The 16,602-nt window shown below is 31.5% G+C and carries 16 protein-coding genes; 12 read left to right on the forward strand and 4 right to left on the reverse strand.

Annotated elements, in window-relative coordinates; genetic code table 11:
• Positions 1-64 precede the first annotated feature (64 nt).
• The 7 genes from DAD81_RS01715 (at position 65) to DAD81_RS01745 (ending at position 6,806) form a co-directional block, all read left to right on the forward strand.
• The gene (locus tag DAD81_RS01715) at positions 65-607 is read left to right on the forward strand and encodes a DUF1599 domain-containing protein (protein ID WP_111706498.1); all 543 of its coding nucleotides are present in this window, start codon (positions 65-67) and stop codon (positions 605-607) included.
• Between the two features lie 3 nt (positions 608-610).
• A complete protein-coding gene (locus tag DAD81_RS01720; RefSeq protein ID WP_111706499.1) occupies positions 611-1,576 on the forward strand; it encodes a DoxX family protein in 966 nt (321 codons plus the stop codon).
• 741 nt (positions 1,577-2,317) lie between these two features.
• Positions 2,318-2,656, forward strand: a complete 339-nt coding sequence (locus DAD81_RS01725) for a P-II family nitrogen regulator (protein ID WP_111706500.1) — start codon at positions 2,318-2,320, stop codon at positions 2,654-2,656.
• A 44-nt stretch (positions 2,657-2,700) separates the two neighbouring features.
• Positions 2,701-3,897 (forward strand): ammonium transporter, encoded by a 1,197-nt coding sequence (locus DAD81_RS01730; protein WP_111706501.1) that lies wholly within the window; start codon positions 2,701-2,703, stop codon positions 3,895-3,897.
• A 44-nt stretch (positions 3,898-3,941) separates the two neighbouring features.
• Positions 3,942-4,949, forward strand: a complete 1,008-nt coding sequence (locus DAD81_RS01735) for an outer membrane beta-barrel protein (RefSeq protein WP_111706502.1) — start codon at positions 3,942-3,944, stop codon at positions 4,947-4,949.
• Positions 4,950-5,202: 253 nt separating this feature from the next.
• A complete protein-coding gene (locus tag DAD81_RS01740) occupies positions 5,203-5,541 on the forward strand; it encodes a P-II family nitrogen regulator (RefSeq protein ID WP_111706503.1) in 339 nt (112 codons plus the stop codon).
• 20 nt (positions 5,542-5,561) lie between these two features.
• Positions 5,562-6,806, forward strand: coding sequence for an ammonium transporter (locus DAD81_RS01745; RefSeq protein ID WP_111706504.1), 1,245 nt, complete (start codon positions 5,562-5,564; stop codon positions 6,804-6,806).
• A gap of 58 nt (positions 6,807-6,864) precedes the next feature.
• Here the strand turns inward: DAD81_RS01745 and DAD81_RS01750 are convergent, their stop codons facing one another.
• Positions 6,865-7,476: a DUF1684 domain-containing protein gene (locus tag DAD81_RS01750; protein ID WP_111706505.1), complete on the reverse strand. Its 612-nt coding sequence runs from the start codon at positions 7,474-7,476 to the stop codon at positions 6,865-6,867.
• Between the two features lie 244 nt (positions 7,477-7,720).
• Between DAD81_RS01750 and DAD81_RS01755 the strand changes: the two genes are divergently transcribed.
• Positions 7,721-8,944, forward strand: a complete 1,224-nt coding sequence (locus DAD81_RS01755) for an MDR family MFS transporter (RefSeq protein WP_111706506.1) — start codon at positions 7,721-7,723, stop codon at positions 8,942-8,944.
• 25 nt (positions 8,945-8,969) lie between these two features.
• On the opposite strand, the gene DAD81_RS01760 is transcribed toward DAD81_RS01755, so the two are convergent.
• Together DAD81_RS01760 and DAD81_RS01765 are read right to left on the reverse strand one after the other, a co-directional pair.
• A complete protein-coding gene (locus tag DAD81_RS01760) occupies positions 8,970-9,536 on the reverse strand; it encodes a peroxiredoxin (RefSeq protein WP_111706507.1) in 567 nt (188 codons plus the stop codon).
• 12 nt (positions 9,537-9,548) lie between these two features.
• Positions 9,549-10,316 (reverse strand): DeoR/GlpR family DNA-binding transcription regulator, encoded by a 768-nt coding sequence (locus DAD81_RS01765; RefSeq protein ID WP_111706508.1) that lies wholly within the window; start codon positions 10,314-10,316, stop codon positions 9,549-9,551.
• Between the two features lie 308 nt (positions 10,317-10,624).
• On the opposite strand from DAD81_RS01765, the gene DAD81_RS01770 reads away from it, so the two are divergent.
• From DAD81_RS01770 to DAD81_RS01785, 4 genes are read left to right on the forward strand one after another with little or no spacing between them, the layout of a single operon-like run.
• Positions 10,625-12,184: a glycerol-3-phosphate dehydrogenase/oxidase gene (locus DAD81_RS01770; RefSeq protein ID WP_111706509.1), complete on the forward strand. Its 1,560-nt coding sequence runs from the start codon at positions 10,625-10,627 to the stop codon at positions 12,182-12,184.
• A 31-nt stretch (positions 12,185-12,215) separates the two neighbouring features.
• Complete coding sequence (gene glpK / locus DAD81_RS01775) at positions 12,216-13,712, forward strand: glycerol kinase GlpK (protein WP_111706510.1); 1,497 nt, start codon at positions 12,216-12,218, stop codon at positions 13,710-13,712.
• Between the two features lie 27 nt (positions 13,713-13,739).
• The gene (locus DAD81_RS01780; protein WP_111706511.1) at positions 13,740-14,477 is read left to right on the forward strand and encodes an MIP/aquaporin family protein; all 738 of its coding nucleotides are present in this window, start codon (positions 13,740-13,742) and stop codon (positions 14,475-14,477) included.
• 24 nt (positions 14,478-14,501) lie between these two features.
• A complete protein-coding gene (locus DAD81_RS01785) occupies positions 14,502-15,269 on the forward strand; it encodes a hypothetical protein (protein WP_111706512.1) in 768 nt (255 codons plus the stop codon).
• Positions 15,270-15,374: 105 nt separating this feature from the next.
• Here DAD81_RS01785 and trpB read toward each other — a convergent pair whose 3' ends face one another.
• Positions 15,375-16,580 (reverse strand): tryptophan synthase subunit beta, encoded by a 1,206-nt coding sequence (gene trpB / locus DAD81_RS01790; RefSeq protein ID WP_111706513.1) that lies wholly within the window; start codon positions 16,578-16,580, stop codon positions 15,375-15,377.
• Positions 16,581-16,602: the final 22 nt, after the last annotated feature.

Genomic DNA, 16,602 nt, shown 5'->3' on the forward strand with positions numbered 1-16,602 from the left:
ATTTATTAAATGATTTTTTAATTCGTTAAATTTGTTGGAAATTTACGGAAATATTTAAAGTTACATGCAACAAACTTCAAAACAATACGACGAGGTTATAGAGAAATGCCGATCACTATATATTAATAAACTTACAGATTATGGAAGCGCATGGCGAATTTTGCGTTTACCTTCTTTAACAGATCAAATATTTATAAAGGCACAACGTATTCGTCAATTGCAACAAAATTCAATTAGAAAAGTTGATGAAGGTGAAGTTTCTGAATTTATAGGAATTATAAATTACTCTATAATGGCGTTAATTCAATTAGATAAAGGAGTTGTTGAACAACCAGATTTATCAACAGAAGATGCTATTGAGTTTTACGATAAGCAAATTGCAATTACAAAAAAACTAATGGAAGATAAAAACCATGATTATGGTGAAGCATGGAGAGATATGCGCGTTAGTTCTTTAACAGATTTAATATTGCAAAAATTATTACGCGTCAAGCAGATTGAAGATAATAAGGGAAAGACTATTGTTTCTGAAGGAATTGATGCAAACTATCAAGATATGATAAATTATGCTGTTTTCGCATTAATACATATTAACGAGAATTTTTAAAAAATGAAAATATTAGTATATATTACCAGATTAATTGTTTCTATAACATTTCTTTTTTCGGGTTTTGTAAAATTAGTGGATCCTTTAGGTTCTACATATAAATTTCAAGAGTATTTTGGTGCTGATGTATTAAACTTGGAATTTTTAATTCCATACGCATTACCTTTTTCAATATTATTAATTTTAGCAGAGATAATGCTTGGGGTGATGTTGCTTGTTGGTTATTTGCCAAAATTTACGGTTTGGAGTTTATTGGGGATAATAGTGGTGTTTCTGTTTTTAACTTGGTATTCTGCTTATTATAATAAGGTTACGGATTGTGGATGCTTTGGAGATGCGGTTAAATTATCTAGCTGGGGAACTTTTTATAAGAATATTGTATTAGTAGGTTTAATTGTAATTTTAGTAATTGGAGTAAAATATGTTAAGCCTTTATTTAGTGTTGGAATTGTTAAGTGGGCTTCTTTTTTATCATTTTTCTTATTCCTTTATATAATATACCATGTGTTGGTACATTTACCAATTATTGATTTTAGACCTTATGCAGTAGGCAAAAGTATTCCTGAAGGAATGGAGTATGTTGGAGATGTAGAACCTCCAATTCATGATTTTTATCTTGAAACTATGGATGGGGAAGATCTTACTTCAAAAGTTTTAGAGGGTGAGCATGTGTTGTTAGTTGTTGCGTATAACTTGGATATTAGTGATAAAGAAGGTTTTAAAAATATAAAATTAGTTACAGATAAGGCCATAGCTAAGGGTTATACTGTTTACGCTTTATCAGCTTCTTTAAATGAAGAGTTTGTTGAAATTAAAAAAACGTACAATCTTAATTTTGATATGTTGTTTGGAGATGAAACTATGTTAAAAACAATAATTAGAGCTAATCCGGGGGTAATAACACTTAATAAAGGTGTAGTTGCAGAGAAAAGGAGCTGGATAGATGCTGATGCTATTATACTTAAATAATAAAATCGTACTTATTTAATTTTTATCTGTAGAATTAATATTGTTTACACTTACTAAACGGTATTAAGTTGTTACCTATGTTATTCTGTATTTTCAACTAAAGCTAAAAATGGGCTAAGGGGAAGTATATTAACTTATTTTAATGAAATATACATATTTGTGCTTTAAAATAAAGTTAAAGTAACTTAATCGTTATAATCTGAAAAATTTAAAATCAATAACCTTCCAAAAAATATGTAATTTTTTTTTGGAATATTACACCTTATATATAAGTAGTCTTTTTATACTTTGTTTTAAGTTAAATTAATTACAATAATCTTCTTTTGTTAGTTTAATTAGCTATTTCTTAAACTCATTTCTCTAATTTTTAAATATTTGAGAGCTTTTTAAAGGTTAAACTTTAAAAAGCTCTTGCTGCTTTGTGAAAGCTGCTATTTAATTTTCTTTTTTATTTATATAGAGCCGTAATTTAGTTCGTTTAGTAGTTTTTCTATTGTTTTTCAAGTTTGAAATACTCATTTATAATACATTTTTATGTCTTTTTTTATCCTTTAAGCTCATTGCTCTTAGTAAAACACGTTTAAAATGGATAAAAAAGAATAGAAAATTTAAAAACCCATAAAAAAATAGGGGTAAAAATTAATAAAATGTAAAAATAACATTTATGACCCTATAAAATTAGGGGGGTAAGAAAAAAGAATATATTTTTGCTCCGAAATCAATTATAAAAATCACTTTATTATGAAGAAAATTGAAGTTATTATTAGAAAATCAAAATTTGATGAAGTAAAGGAGGCTTTGCATCAGATCGAAGTCAATTTTTTTAGTTACTGGGATGTAACTGGAGTTGGTAACGAGAAAGAAGGTCACGTTTATAGAGGTGTTAGTTATAGCACATCAGATATTCAACGTAGATTTTTGTCAATTGTAGTAACTGATCCTTTTTTGGAAATCACTATTAATGCAATATTAAAAACTGCTGGAACTGGAATGGTTGGAGATGGTAAATTATTTGTTTCTACTATCGATGAGGTTTACAGAATAAGAACTAAAGAAAAGGGTACTGACGCAGTAAACTAAAAAAATCAAAAAAAAGAATTATATAATTAAAAAGATAAAAAATTATGGAGACTAACGCTGTTTTAGATTTAATGTGGATTGTGATCTGCGGGATTTTAGTGTTTTTTATGCAAGCTGGATTTACGCTTGTAGAGGTAGGATTTACCAGAGCGAAAAATGCAGGGAATATAATAATGAAAAACTTACTAGACCTTTGTATTGGTAGTTTAGGTTTTTGGGCTATTGGTTATACAGTTATGTATGGCGATACAATTGGTTCTTTTATAGGGAAGCCAACTTTGTTTTATGATAATGTAGAAGATATGCATAACCTGTTTTTTCAAACAGTGTTTGCTGCAACGGCTGCTACAATAGTTTCTGGTGCAATAGCTGGGAGAACAAAATTTACTAGTTATATTGTATTTTCATTTATTATGACTGTTGTAATTTACCCTATATCTGGTCACTGGGTATGGCAAGGAGAAGGTTGGTTAACAGAGCTTGGTTTTGTTGATTTTGCAGGTTCTACAGTTGTGCATTCAGTTGGTGGATGGGCTGCATTAGTAGGTGCTATTTTAGTTGGTCCTAGATTAGGGAAATATACAAACGGAAAATCAAATGCAATACCGGGGCATAATTTGGTATTAGGAGCTCTAGGTGTATTAATACTTTGGTTAGGGTGGTTCGGATTTAATGCTGGTTCTGAATTAGCAATCTCAGGAGATAGCGCCAATGCTGTTTCAGGAATTCTTATTACTACAAATTTAGCTGCTTCTGCAGGTGCAATTGCTGCTATGGCGATTTCTTGGATAAAGTATGGTAAACCAGATGTTTCTATGACTTTAAATGGTGCGTTGGCTGGTTTAGTTGCTATAACTGCTGGTTGTGCTGCTGTTAGCCCAATGGGAGCTGCTATAATAGGATTAATTGGTGGTACTGTTGTGGTGTTGTCTATTGATTTTATTGATAAAACATTAAAAGTGGATGATCCAGTAGGTGCTGTTTCTGTTCACGGTGTGTGTGGTGCGTTAGGTACTTTATTAGTTGGTGTTTTTGCAACTGATGGTGGTTTATTATATGGTGGTGGATTCTCATTGTTGGGTGTTCAAGCTATAGGTGTTCTAGCAATTGGTTCTTGGGCTGCTGCTATGGCGTTTATTGTGTTTTTTACTTTAAAGAAAACTGTTGGAATTAGAGTTTCTAAAGAAGAAGAAGTAGATGGTTTAGATATCCATGAGCATAAATCAAATGTATATAACTAAGATTAAATAATAAAAAAGAACATTAAATTTTAAATATTAAAGACATGAAAACAATTTCAAATACAATTAAAGTAAGGGCGGTATTTTTATTCGCGGTAATGTTTGCGACTACTACAATTTTTGCACAAGAGGAAGATGCTAAGGAAAAGAAATTAAGTGTAAGTGGGTCTATTGATGCTTACTACCAAACAAATTTAAGTGCTTCAGATACGGAGGCACAGTCTTTTGGATCGTCATTTGCAAATGAGTTAGGTTTTGCAATGGGTATGGCTAATGTGGTTGCTGCTTATGAAGGTGAGAAAACAGGTATGGTTGCTGATGTGACATTTGGTCCTCGTGGTGATGATGCTACTGGTGGTTTTAATCTAAATCAATTGTATGCTTATTTAAATGTTTCTGAAAGTACAACTTTAACATTAGGTAGGTTTAATACCTTTTTAGGGTACGAAGTTATTTCTCCTGTAGGGAACTTTAACTATAGTACTTCTTATTTATTCTCAAGTGGTCCTTTTTCTCACGTAGGTTTAAAAGCAGATTTTGCTTTATCTGAAGATGTTAGTTTAATGTTGGCAACTATGAATGTTACTGATGTTAATAATAACTTAACGGGTAATTATTCTTTGGGTGCTCAATTAGGGATTTCAGGTCAATACTTAAACTTGTATTATGATAATGGAGAAGCTTTAGGTTTTGAAATTGATTATACTGGAGGGTTTGATTTAACTGATTCTTTCTTTTTAGGAATTAATGCTGCGTATGCTGATAATGATGGTGAAGGATTTTACGGAGCTGCATTATATCCTCAAGTAGGTGTTTCTGATGATTTTACATTAGGGTTAAGAGGTGAGTATTTTTCTACAATGTCTGATATTGATCCAGAAGCAAGTGTGTTTGCTGCAACAATTACAGGAAGTTATACTGTTGAAAACTTAACAATTAAGCCAGAGCTTAGATTAGATACTTGGAGTGATGATACTCCTTATTTAGATGGGGATGGAATGGCAAGTGATAATTTATCGTCATTCTTAATTGCTGCTATTTATTCTTTCTAAGAATAAGCCAATATGTTTAAAGTTTTATAAAATAATGATAGAAGTTTAGTTTTAAATTGCCTAACAGTTTGGTCTGTTAGGCAATTTTTTATTGAATATTTTTTTAAATATTGAATTAAAATTTTAAATCCTACAAAAAAATAGGGGTATTGATGTTTATATAGTAAAAATAAAACAGACTCCCCTTTACAGTGAAGGGGTTAAAAATATTTTTTATACTTTTGCGTAAATCAATTATTTAAAATAGTTTATTATGAAAAAAATTGAAGCAATAATTCGTAAATCTAAATTCAATGAAGTTAAAGAGGCTTTACATGGGATAGAGGTTAATTTTTTTAGTTATTGGGATGTAACTGGAGTTGGGAATGAAAAAGAAGGGCATGTGTATAGGGGAGTTGTTTATAGTACTTCTGATATTCAAAGGAGATATTTGTCTATTGTAGTTTCAGATCCATTTTTAGAACGTACAGTAAATAAACTTTTGGAGGTTGCGAATACAGGTGCTGTTGGAGATGGTAAAATATTTGTATCAACAATTGATGAGGCGTATAGAATAAGAACTAAAGAAAAAGGGAGCGACACTCTTAAATAAAAAATAAGATTATTATAATTATGGAAGAAGCGCTTTTTACAGTGAATAATGTTTGGATGATGATATGTACCGCTTTGGTATTTTTAATGCATTTAGGTTTTTCACTTTTAGAAATTGGTTTAACAAGACAAAAAAACACGATAAACATTTTATTTAAAAATGTTTTTATTTTATGTATAGGACTTATCTTATATGCATTAATAGGTTTTAATTTAATGTATCCTGGTTCATTTATTTGGGGTGGTGTATTACCTGATTATTTTGTAGACTTATTTGGTTTAAGTTTACCTGAAAATGGTTTAACTGCAGATTATGCTGGTGGAGGATATACTTATTGGACAGATTTTTTATTTCAAGGAATGTTCGCGGCAACGGCTGCTACAATAGTTTCAGGTGCAGTTGCAGAGAGAGTTAAGTTGGGTGCTTTTATGGTATTTACCTTAGTTTATGTAGGATTGGTTTATCCAATTGTAGGTTCTTGGAAATGGGGATTAGGATGGTTAGATCAATTAGGATTTTATGATTTTGCAGGTTCAACTTTGGTGCACTCTGTAGGAGGGTGGGCTGCTTTAGTTGCTATATGGTTACTTGGAGCGCGTATTGGAAAATTTAAAAAAGATGGTTCTATAGGGGCTATTCCGGGGCATAATATGCCGTTTGCAACTGCAGGTGTATTTATATTATGGTTAGGATGGTTTGGATTTAATGGAGGTTCTGTATTATCAGCAGATCCAGGTGCTACTTCATTAGTTTTAGTAACAACTTGTGTTGCTGCCGCTTCTGGTGGAATGTCTGCATTTTTAGTCTCATTGTTTAAATATAAGCAATATGATTTATCTATGTTTTTAAATGGTGTTTTAGGTGGATTGGTAGGGATTACCGCAGGTGCTGATTTAATGAGTGTAACAGACGCTATAGTTATTGGATTTATTGCTGGGGCGCTTATTGTATTAGGTGTGGCATTGATAGATAGAATAAAATTAGATGATCCTGTTGGAGCAATTGCAGTGCATTTAATTTGTGGAATTTGGGGAACGTTAGCTGTTGGTATTTTTGGTGATTTAGCTGGATGGGCTCAACTAGGATATCAAGCAATTGGTGTTGTAGCTGTTGGTGCAACTTGTGTGCTTTCTGCATATGCTATAATTAAAACGTTAAAAAGTACTGTTGGAATTCGAGTTTCTTCTGAAGAGGAGCAAGATGGATTAGATATTCATGAACATGGGATGGATGCATATCCAGATTTCCGATTGAATCAACATTAAAATATATTTGGTAAAATTTTAAAAACCTGTTTAATTAATTTTAAACGGGTTTTTTTTGTTAATGCTTAAATAATTTAATTCCAGCATTTATTTCTATTGGTAAAATATTTTCACTTGGGGGAACTGGGCAAGAAAATTTATTATTATAGGCGCAATAAGGGTTATATGATTTATTGAAGTCAATAATAATTGTATTGTTATCTTTCTTTTGTGGAATTTCTAAATCTATATATCTACCTCCTGAGTAGCTTAACTTTCCGTTAGTGGCGTCATTAAATGGTATAAATAAATAATTTTTATATTCAAAATTCAATTTTAAATCTTGGTTTTGAAATATGCTTAATTCTAACTTTTCTCCATTTAATTCAAATTTTGCAATTCCGTATTTTTTGTACAAGGGAAGTCTGTCTGTGGTGGTTTGCATTTCAAAAATAGGGGATTTAGGGGTTAAAGTAATTGTAGCTTTTACTCTGTAGTTTTTATCTATGGTAAAAAACTCTAAAGATTTGAATGAATTAAAATCTTTTTCGGTTAAAGGAGACTCTTCTTTATTTGAAAATTCAGTGTTTAATTTGTATTGAAACATCTTTATTTCATCTGTGTAGGATTTTTTATTATTCGTACAGCTAGCGGCGAGTAGTGCTAAAAGAATTAAAATATGTGATTTCATATGTGTTTTTGTAATTTAATAAGGCAAAAATAGAATAGTAAAACGAAAAGAACTTTAATTTGAAAAAAATAATGTAATTTTGGTTAAAATTTAAAAGTAAAAATGAATAATTGTACGCTATATTTTGCCTTGATAAAAAAGTCTTATTGGGACTTTTCGGGTTTATATGTGATTTAATTATTAGAAAATAAATAATTTCAATTTAATATAAACCCAGCTTTTGCTGGGTTTTTTAGTTTATAATATGGTAAAAAGAGCTGTAAATATCTATGCGGAATCTTTTAAAGGATTGTCAAATGAAATATGGTGGTTAGCGTTAATAACCTTTATAAATAGGGCGGGTACTATGGTGCTGCCTTTCTTGTCGTTATATTTAACAGAGGATTTGAATTTGACTCTTTCTCAGGTTGGTTGGGTAATGTCGGCTTTTGGAGTTGGGTCTTTGGCGGGGTCTTGGTTAGGTGGAAAGTTAACCGATAAGGTTGGTTTTTATAAGGTAATGTTTTGGAGTTTGCTATCAACAGGGTTTCTGTTTTTAATGTTGCAATATATAAATTCATTTATGGGTTTTACTATAGGTATATTTTTTACAATGCTTATAGCGGATACATTTAGACCTGCAATGTTTGTGTCATTAAAAGTATATAGTAAGCTTGAGAATAGAACAAGGTCATTAACTTTAATAAGAATGGCAATTAATTTAGGGTTTTCCTTTGGTCCTTTTTTAGGAGGGATAATTATTTCAACGTTGGGATATGGAGGGCTTTTTTGGGTAGACGGTTTAACGTGTATTGCTGCTGTTTTTTTAATGAAAGCGGTATTGAGTCCTAAAAAAATGAATTCAAAAAATATTGAAGTAGTTCAAGTGGAGGAAGTAGAAGAAAATCCTAAATCGGTTTTTAAAGATTATTCATATGTAATATTTTTAACTGTAGTTTTTTTAATGGGTTTTATTTTTTTACAGTTATTTACCACAATGCCATTGTATTATAAAGATGTTCATGGGTTAACTGAATTGCAAATTGGCTTGATAATGTCTTTAAATGGATTTATTATTTTCTTGTTGGAGATGCCTTTAATTCATTATATAGAAAAAACTCTATGGGATAAAATGAAGGTGATTTCTTGGAGTTTATTTTTAATGGCTTTAAGTTTTTTGGTGTTAAATATTTCTGGATGGATAGGAGTTTTAATTATTGGTATGTTATTTATTACTGTTGGTGAGATGTTGGCATTTCCTTTTACTAATAGTTTTGCTATGAGTAGAGCTCCTAAAGGTAGGGATGGAATGTATTTAGCGTATTATACAATGGCTTTTTCGTTTGCGCATATTTTTAGTGCTAAAACGGGGATGGAAATAATTGATAGATTTGGTTTTAATGCAAATTGGTATTTAATGGGGAGCTTGGGTTTTGTGGCTATTCTATTAATGTTTGTTTTAAGAAATATGTTATTATCTAATAAGTAAATGTAAAGTTAAATTGTAAAAGGAGTTATTTTAAATAATTTTTAATGGCTTCTTTTGCGTTTTTGCTATCTTCAGTTGTGTTTACTTCTGTGTTTATATAGATAATTTCTCTGTTTTTGTTAAGAATAAATGTCCATCTGGCAGTTGTTAATTTTCTGTTTAATATTTGAGTTATTCCATTTATTTCTCTAGAAATAGAACCTCCTTTTTTGGTTGGTACCCCAAATAATTTTGAAATTTTTCCTTTACTGTCAGAAAGTAAGGGGAAGTTAAGTTGGTAAGTTTCTTTAAAATATTTTAGGTTTTTTTGGTTATCTCCACTTATTGCAATAATTGATGTGTTTAGATTTTTTAATGAAGTAAAATCATTTCTGTATGCGCAAGCTTGTTTTGTGCACCCGCCAGTCATAGCTGCTGGGTAGAAATATACAATTAAGAATTCTGAATTATTATTAATTAATTCCCAGGTTTTTCCTTGATCATCAATAGCTGAAAAATTTGAAATTTTATCACCTATTTTTTTTTCATTTGAAGATTGAGCAAGTGTTGTAAAAGTGATTAATATGAGAATTAAGCTTAATGATTTTATCATGATTGGTGTAAATTAAACGATAACTACATCAATTCCAAGTTCCGTTAATTCTTTTTTTATTTTGTCTTCAATATTGTTGTCTGTAATTATTTGGTCTACTTCTTCTAAGCCACATATTCTCCCAAATCCTTTTCTTCCAAATTTAGAAGAATCTGCAAGTACAATAATTTTTTGAGCAGCAGAAATCATTTTTTTGTTTAAAGAAGCTTCCATAGAGCTTGTGGTTGTGAGGCCGTACTCTATATCAATTCCATCAACGCCTAAAAACAATTTTGTAAAATTGAACTCAGCTAGTAGGTTTTCTGCTATTGGGCCAATAACTGAAGAGGAGCTTTTTCTTATAACTCCACCTAATTGTAATACATCTATATTTGTTCTTTCAGATATAATAAGTGCGGCGTTTAGGGATGCCGAAAGTACTGTAAGGTCTTGTAAATCATGAAGGTGATGGGCAAATTCAATTATAGATGTTCCTGAAGCTAAAATTATACTGTCATTTGGAACTAGTGTTTCTACCGCGGCTTGAGCGATCCTATTTTTTTCTTCCTTATGAATTTTCACCTTTTCATTTACAGATTTTTCTGTTGTGTAAGGGTTTGCGGGTATTGCCTTACCATGAGATCGAAATAAAAGGTTTAATTCTTCAAGAAGTTTCAGGTCCTTTCTAATTGTTACTGATGATACATTAAATTCTTTACTTAAATCGGAAACCGTTACAAAGCCTTCATTTTCAATCTTTCCAAGGATTAATTTATGTCTTTCAGCTATTTTAATACTCATAGGAATCAATTTTATATAACAAATATACATAAAATAATACCTGAAAAGTTTTGATTTTAATTTTAAAGTGAAAGTTTTAGGAAGAAATTGAGATGAAAAAAACTAAAACGAAATGTAAAAATAACCTTAAAGTGTTCAAAATTGATATAAATACGTACTAAATCGTTATAGTTGAACCCTTATAAAATCTAATAAAACTAAAAAACCCTTAAAAAAAGTTTCAAAAAGTTTCGTTTTGTTTCAAATAATATATAAATTTACATCATTGAAAGTAAATATAAATATTTTAACGTATAATAAAAGAAGTCATGAAACGAAGTGAAATGATAAAAAAGGTGGGTAAGAGTAATAAAGAATATGATTTCATTGTAATTGGTGGTGGAGCTACAGGGATTGGTATTGCTTTAGAAGCCTCTGCAAGGGGATATTCTGTAGTGTTGTTAGAAAAGTCAGATTTTACAAAGTCTACTTCAAGTAAAGCAACAAAGTTAGTGCATGGTGGTGTTAGATATTTAGCGCAAGGAGATGTAGGTCTAGTAAGAGAGGCTGTTGTAGAGAGAGGTCTAATGCTTAAAAATGCACCTCATATAACAAAGAGTCAGTCGTTTATCATACCAACACATGGTTTGTATGATGAAATTTTATATACCGTAGGTTTAACATTTTATGATTTGTTAGCGGGGAAATTAAGCTTAGGTAGATCTAAGAGAATTTCAAAAGATAAAACCTTAAAACGTATTTCTCTTATTAATCCAGATAAAATATCTGCAGGTGTTGTTTATTATGATGGTCAGTTTGATGATTCTCGTATGGCAATTAACACTTTGCAAAGTGCAACAGAAATGGGGGCTATTGTTTTAAATTATTGTAATGTAAATAGTTTAATTAAAGATGGTTCTGGGAAGTTGACAGGTGTTGAATTTACTGATGAAGAAAGTGGTGAAATTCATAAGATTAATGGTAAACAAATTGTGAATGCAACTGGTGTGTTCGCTGATGATGTATTGCAAATGGATTCTCCAGGAGCAGAAAAAACAATAGCTCCAAGTCAGGGTGTTCATTTAATGTTAGATAAATCATTTTTACCTGGAGATGATGCAATTACAATACCTAAAACTGATGACGGTAGAGTATTGTTTTTAGTACCATGGCATAACAGAGTTATAGTTGGTACAACTGATACTCCAATAGGAAAAGAATCGTTAGAGCCTGTTGCTCTTGAAGAGGAGGTTAATTTTATTTTAAATACAGCTGGTAGATATTTAACTAAAGCACCTAAAAGAAGTGATGTGTTAAGTGTATTTGCAGGTCTACGTCCTTTGGCAGCAACTAAAGGGAATGGAGATAAAACAAAAGAAATTTCAAGAAGTCACAAAATTTACACTTCAAAATCAGGAATGTTAACCATTGTAGGTGGTAAGTGGACAACTTTTAGAAAAATGGGTGAAGATTTAGTAAATAAATCTGAGAAATTAAATGGTTGGTCTCATATTCCTACAAAAACAAGACACTTAAAAATTCACGGATATAAAGAAAATGTAGATTTTACAAAACCTTTCTATTTCTATGGTTCTGATGAAGAAAAAATGTTAAAACTAGCAGATGATAAAAATCTAAATGCTTTTATAGGTCCTTCTACAAAAGTAATTGAGGCGCAAGTTGTATGGGCTGTAGAGAATGAAATGGCAAGAACTGTAGAGGATTTTTTAGCTAGAAGAACTCGTTGTCAATTATTAGATGCAAGAGAGAGTTTGAAAATGGCTCCAAAAGTAGCTGAGATAATGGCAAAAGAATTAGGTAAGGATCTCTCTTGGCAAAAAAGCCAAGTAGCAGATTATCAAGAGGTAACATCTAATTATATTTTATAAGAAACAAATAACCAATACAAACAAATATATAATGAAAGACAAGTTAATTTTAGCCTTAGACCAAGGTACGACATCATCAAGAGCAATTCTGTTCAATCATAATGGAGAAATTGTAAGAGTATCACAAAAGCCTTTCGAACAAATTTTTCCAAAACCAGGATGGGTAGAACATAACCCAAATGAAATTTGGTCTTCTCAAATATCGGTTGCTGCAGAGGTTACTGCTCAAGAAGGTATATCAGGAGAAGGAATTGCTGCAATTGGTATTACAAATCAAAGAGAAACTACAATTGTTTGGGATCGTGAAACTAGCGAACCAGTTTATAATGCAATTGTTTGGCAAGATAGAAGAACAGCTAAATATTGTGATGGATTAAAAGCTGAAGGTTATACAGATATGATTAAAAAGAAAACAGGTTTGGTTTTAGATGCATATTTTTCTGCAACTAAATTAAAATGGATTCTTGATAATGTTGAAGGTGCAAGAGAGAAAGCTGAAGCAGGTAAACTATGTTTTGGTACTGTTGATACCTGGTTGGTTTGGAAATTAACTAGAGGAAAAATGTTTATTACTGATGTTTCTAATGCTAGTAGAACTATGTTGCTTAACATTCATACTTTGGAGTGGGATGAAGAATTATTGAAATTATTTAACATACCTAAAGCAATTTTACCTACAGTAAAAGGAAGTAGTGAAATTTATGGGTCTACTGCTACTACATTATTTTCAACTAAAATACCTATTGCCGGTATAGCTGGAGATCAACAAGCTGCTTTATTTGGGCAAATGTGTACAAAACCAGGAATGGTTAAAAATACATATGGTACAGGTTGTTTCTTATTAATGAATACAGGTGAAAAAGCTGTTTATTCTGAAAATAATTTACTAACAACTATTGCTTGGAAAATTAATGGTAAAACTACATATGCCTTAGAAGGAAGTGTATTTGTGGGTGGTGCAGCTGTTCAATGGTTGCGTGATGGTGCAAGAGTAATTAAAACGGCTCCAGGTGTAAATACATTAGCTGATACGGTTGATGATAATGGAGGGGTTTATTTTGTACCTGCATTAACAGGGTTAGGTGCTCCATATTGGGATCAATATGCTCGTGGTGCAATTATGGGTATTACTCGTGGAACAACAGATAATCATATTGCGCGTGCTACATTAGAAGGTATTGCTTTTCAAGTGTATGATATAGTGAAAGCAATGGAAGCTGATGCAGGTGAGAAAAGTATAGAATTAAGAGTTGATGGAGGTGCAGCAGCAAGTAATTTGTTAATGCAAATTCAATCAGATTTATTCGGATTTAAAATTATTCGTCCAAAAACTTTAGAAACTACAGCTTTAGGAGCTGCATATTTAGCAGGTTTGGCAGTTGGTTATTGGAATAGTGTTGATGATATTCAGGCACAGTGGATTGTTGATAAAGAATTTTATCCAAAACTAGAAAAAGAGAAAGTTGAAAACATGTTACACTATTGGCATAAAGCAGTGAAATGTGCACAAAATTGGATAGAAGAATAAATTAATAATCATAAAAACATTTAAATTATGTCAATTTTAGTAGCAGAAATTTTAGGAACGATGTTAATGATTTTATTAGGTAATGGAGTTGTAGCAAACGTTGTTTTAAAAGGGACAAAAGGAAACGATTCGGGGTGGATTGTAATAACTACAGGTTGGGCGTTAGCTGTGTTTGTAGGTGTTATAGTTGCAGGACCTTCTAGTGGAGCACATTTAAATCCGGCAGTAACTGTAGGGTTAGCAGTAGCGGGAAAGGTGTCTTGGAGCTTAGTGCCTGAATATATTGCAGGAGAAATGATTGGAGCAATGTTAGGATCTTTCTTAGTATGGGTATTTTATAGAGATCACTTTAATGCAACAGATGATGAAGGAGGAAAATTAGCTTGTTTTAGCACAGGCCCAGCCATTAAAAATACATTTTCAAACATGATGAGTGAAATTATTGGAACCTTTGTATTGGTTTTTGTAATATTTTATTTAGCAGGACCAAGCCTTGATATTATGGGTGAAGTAGATGCTAGAGCAATTATAGGTTTAGGTTCTATTGGAGCTGTTCCTGTTGCGTTTTTAGTATGGGTAATTGGATTGTCTTTAGGAGGAACTACAGGTTATGCAATTAATCCGGCACGTGATTTAGGACCAAGAATTATGCACGCTATTTTACCAATAAAAGGTAGTAGTGATTGGGGATATGCTTGGATTCCTATTGTAGGGCCAATTATTGGTTGTGTGTTAGCAGCATTATTATTTGCAGCATTAATGTAAAATATTATTTAAAGGAAGAAAATAATGAAAAAAATATTATTAGTAGTTTTAGTTGCTATTTTATCAGTGCAAGTAGGTTTTGCTCAAGACACTGAATTGAAAGATAGTCCAATAGATTTTAGTGTTGATATAAAAAGTAATCATCTTTGGAGAGGATTGGTTATAACAGATAAACCAATGGTTGCTGTATTTACATCAATTAAATTGAATAAATCAGGAAGTTTTACAACAGGTTTTTGGGGAGGGATGTCTTTTTCAAATGAAAGTGATGGATCTTCATACAAGGAGATAAATTATTATGTACAGTATGCGGACAATGGATTCTCTATTGGTTTATGGGATTTGTTTAATACTAGAGGAGTTGCTAGTCCAGATGTTTGGGATTATGACAAAGAAACTTCTGGTCACTTATTAGATTTAAGAACTTCATATAATTTTGGTGAAAGCTTTCCTTTAAGATTGGAAGCTGATATGCTGCTATTTGGAAGTGGGGATAGTCAATATGATAATCTTGATTTTGAACAACGTTATTCAACTTATGTTCAAGCTTCATACCCTATAGTTAAAGACTCTAAGGTTAATTTAGATGGGTTTGTAGGTGCAGGATTTTCATTAAACGGAGATACTCATTTATATGGAGATGGTCAAGAAAATTTTGATTTAGTAAATGTTGGGTTAACGGCATCAAAAACAGTAATGTTGGGTAATTATAGTTTACCAGTTTCAGCAACAACATTATGGAATCCTTCTCAGAAAATTGCAAGAGTTCAGTTAGCAGTTAGTCTTTTTTAGAAAATATTTAATTACGGTAGTTTATTTATATTTACGAAACCCATAACAAAGATGAAAATCTAAGTTATGGGTTTATTAATTTTTAGTAAAAATAATATAAGATGATTATTCAGGTATTCCGTAATTTTCTACAACAAAATCTAAATCTTTATCACCTCTACCGCTTAAATTCACTAAGATTGATTCTTTAGGTGATTTTTGAGCTAATTTAATAGCGTAAGCAACGGCATGGGCGCTTTCAAGTGCAGGAATTATACCTTCCAGTCTACTTAATTCAAAAAATGCATCTATACATTCTTTATCTGAGATACTTTCATAGGTAACTTTGTCTAAATCTTTTAACATACTATGTTCAGGTCCAACGCCTGGATAGTCTAAACCACTTGCAATTGAGTGTACAGGAGCAGGTTCACCTTTTTCATCTTGTAGAACATAACATTTAAAACCGTGAATAATTCCTGGTTTACCTAAGGTCATAGTTGCTGCGTGATCGCCTATTGTATCTAAAGATTTTCCGCCTGGTTCAATTCCAAATAATTTACATTCTTCATCTTCTAAAAATGCTGAGAACATTCCTATGGCGTTACTACCTCCTCCTACACACGCAACAATGTTGTCTGGGAGTTCACCTGTCATTTCAAAGAATTGGTCTTTAGCTTCAATACCAACAATACGTTGAAAATCACGTACCATCATTGGGAAAGGGTGAGGGCCAACAACTGAGCCAATACAATAAATTGTGTTAATTGGATCTTCTAAATAAGCTCCAAAAGCACTGTCAACAGCTTCTTTTAAAGTTTTTAACCCATGAGTTACAGGAACAACAGTTGCTCCTAATATTTTCATTCTAAGAACATTTGGATATTCTTTTGCAATATCAACTTCTCCCATATGAATTTCACATTCTAAGCCAAAATAAGCAGCTGCAGTAGCTAGTGCAACACCATGTTGGCCGGCTCCGGTTTCAGCGATAAGCTTCTTTTTACCTAAATGTTTAGCTAATAAAGCTTCCCCCATACAGTGATTTAATTTGTGAGCACCAGTATGATTTAAATCTTCACGTTTTAAATAAATTTGCCCACCATATTTTTGAGATAATCTATGACAATGATATACGGGAGTTGGTCTTCCTTGAAAGTGTTTACGAATATCTCTTAATTCTGATATAAACTTATGAGATTTACTTATTGCAAAATAAGCATCATTAATTTTTTTCATTTCTACTTCTAATTGTGGAGGAATAAAAGCTCCACCATATTCATTAAAAAAACCGTCCTTATTTGGGTGTTTTTTAAAATAATTTGCCGACATATTTATATATTTTAAAAGTGTT

Source organism: Lutibacter citreus (genome assembly GCF_003260195.1).
GTDB classification, from domain to species: domain Bacteria; phylum Bacteroidota; class Bacteroidia; order Flavobacteriales; family Flavobacteriaceae; genus Lutibacter; species Lutibacter citreus.

What these genes read in the sequence shown, in the direction of transcription:
- DAD81_RS01715 (WP_111706498.1), top strand. Translation starts at nt 65, where the DNA reads ATGCAACAAACTTCAAAACAATACGACGAGGTTATAGAGAAATGCCGA.
- DAD81_RS01720 (WP_111706499.1), top strand. Translation starts at nt 611, where the DNA reads ATGAAAATATTAGTATATATTACCAGATTAATTGTTTCTATAACATTT.
- DAD81_RS01725 (WP_111706500.1), top strand. Translation starts at nt 2,318, where the DNA reads ATGAAGAAAATTGAAGTTATTATTAGAAAATCAAAATTTGATGAAGTA.
- DAD81_RS01730 (WP_111706501.1), top strand. Translation starts at nt 2,701, where the DNA reads ATGGAGACTAACGCTGTTTTAGATTTAATGTGGATTGTGATCTGCGGG.
- DAD81_RS01735 (WP_111706502.1), top strand. Translation starts at nt 3,942, where the DNA reads ATGAAAACAATTTCAAATACAATTAAAGTAAGGGCGGTATTTTTATTC.
- DAD81_RS01740 (WP_111706503.1), top strand. Translation starts at nt 5,203, where the DNA reads ATGAAAAAAATTGAAGCAATAATTCGTAAATCTAAATTCAATGAAGTT.
- DAD81_RS01745 (WP_111706504.1), top strand. Translation starts at nt 5,562, where the DNA reads ATGGAAGAAGCGCTTTTTACAGTGAATAATGTTTGGATGATGATATGT.
- DAD81_RS01750 (WP_111706505.1), bottom strand. Translation starts at nt 7,476, where the DNA reads ATGAAATCACATATTTTAATTCTTTTAGCACTACTCGCCGCTAGCTGT.
- DAD81_RS01755 (WP_111706506.1), top strand. Translation starts at nt 7,721, where the DNA reads ATGGTAAAAAGAGCTGTAAATATCTATGCGGAATCTTTTAAAGGATTG.
- DAD81_RS01760 (WP_111706507.1), bottom strand. Translation starts at nt 9,536, where the DNA reads ATGATAAAATCATTAAGCTTAATTCTCATATTAATCACTTTTACAACA.
- DAD81_RS01765 (WP_111706508.1), bottom strand. Translation starts at nt 10,316, where the DNA reads ATGAGTATTAAAATAGCTGAAAGACATAAATTAATCCTTGGAAAGATT.
- DAD81_RS01770 (WP_111706509.1), top strand. Translation starts at nt 10,625, where the DNA reads ATGAAACGAAGTGAAATGATAAAAAAGGTGGGTAAGAGTAATAAAGAA.
- glpK (WP_111706510.1), top strand. Translation starts at nt 12,216, where the DNA reads ATGAAAGACAAGTTAATTTTAGCCTTAGACCAAGGTACGACATCATCA.
- DAD81_RS01780 (WP_111706511.1), top strand. Translation starts at nt 13,740, where the DNA reads ATGTCAATTTTAGTAGCAGAAATTTTAGGAACGATGTTAATGATTTTA.
- DAD81_RS01785 (WP_111706512.1), top strand. Translation starts at nt 14,502, where the DNA reads ATGAAAAAAATATTATTAGTAGTTTTAGTTGCTATTTTATCAGTGCAA.
- trpB (WP_111706513.1), bottom strand. Translation starts at nt 16,580, where the DNA reads ATGTCGGCAAATTATTTTAAAAAACACCCAAATAAGGACGGTTTTTTT.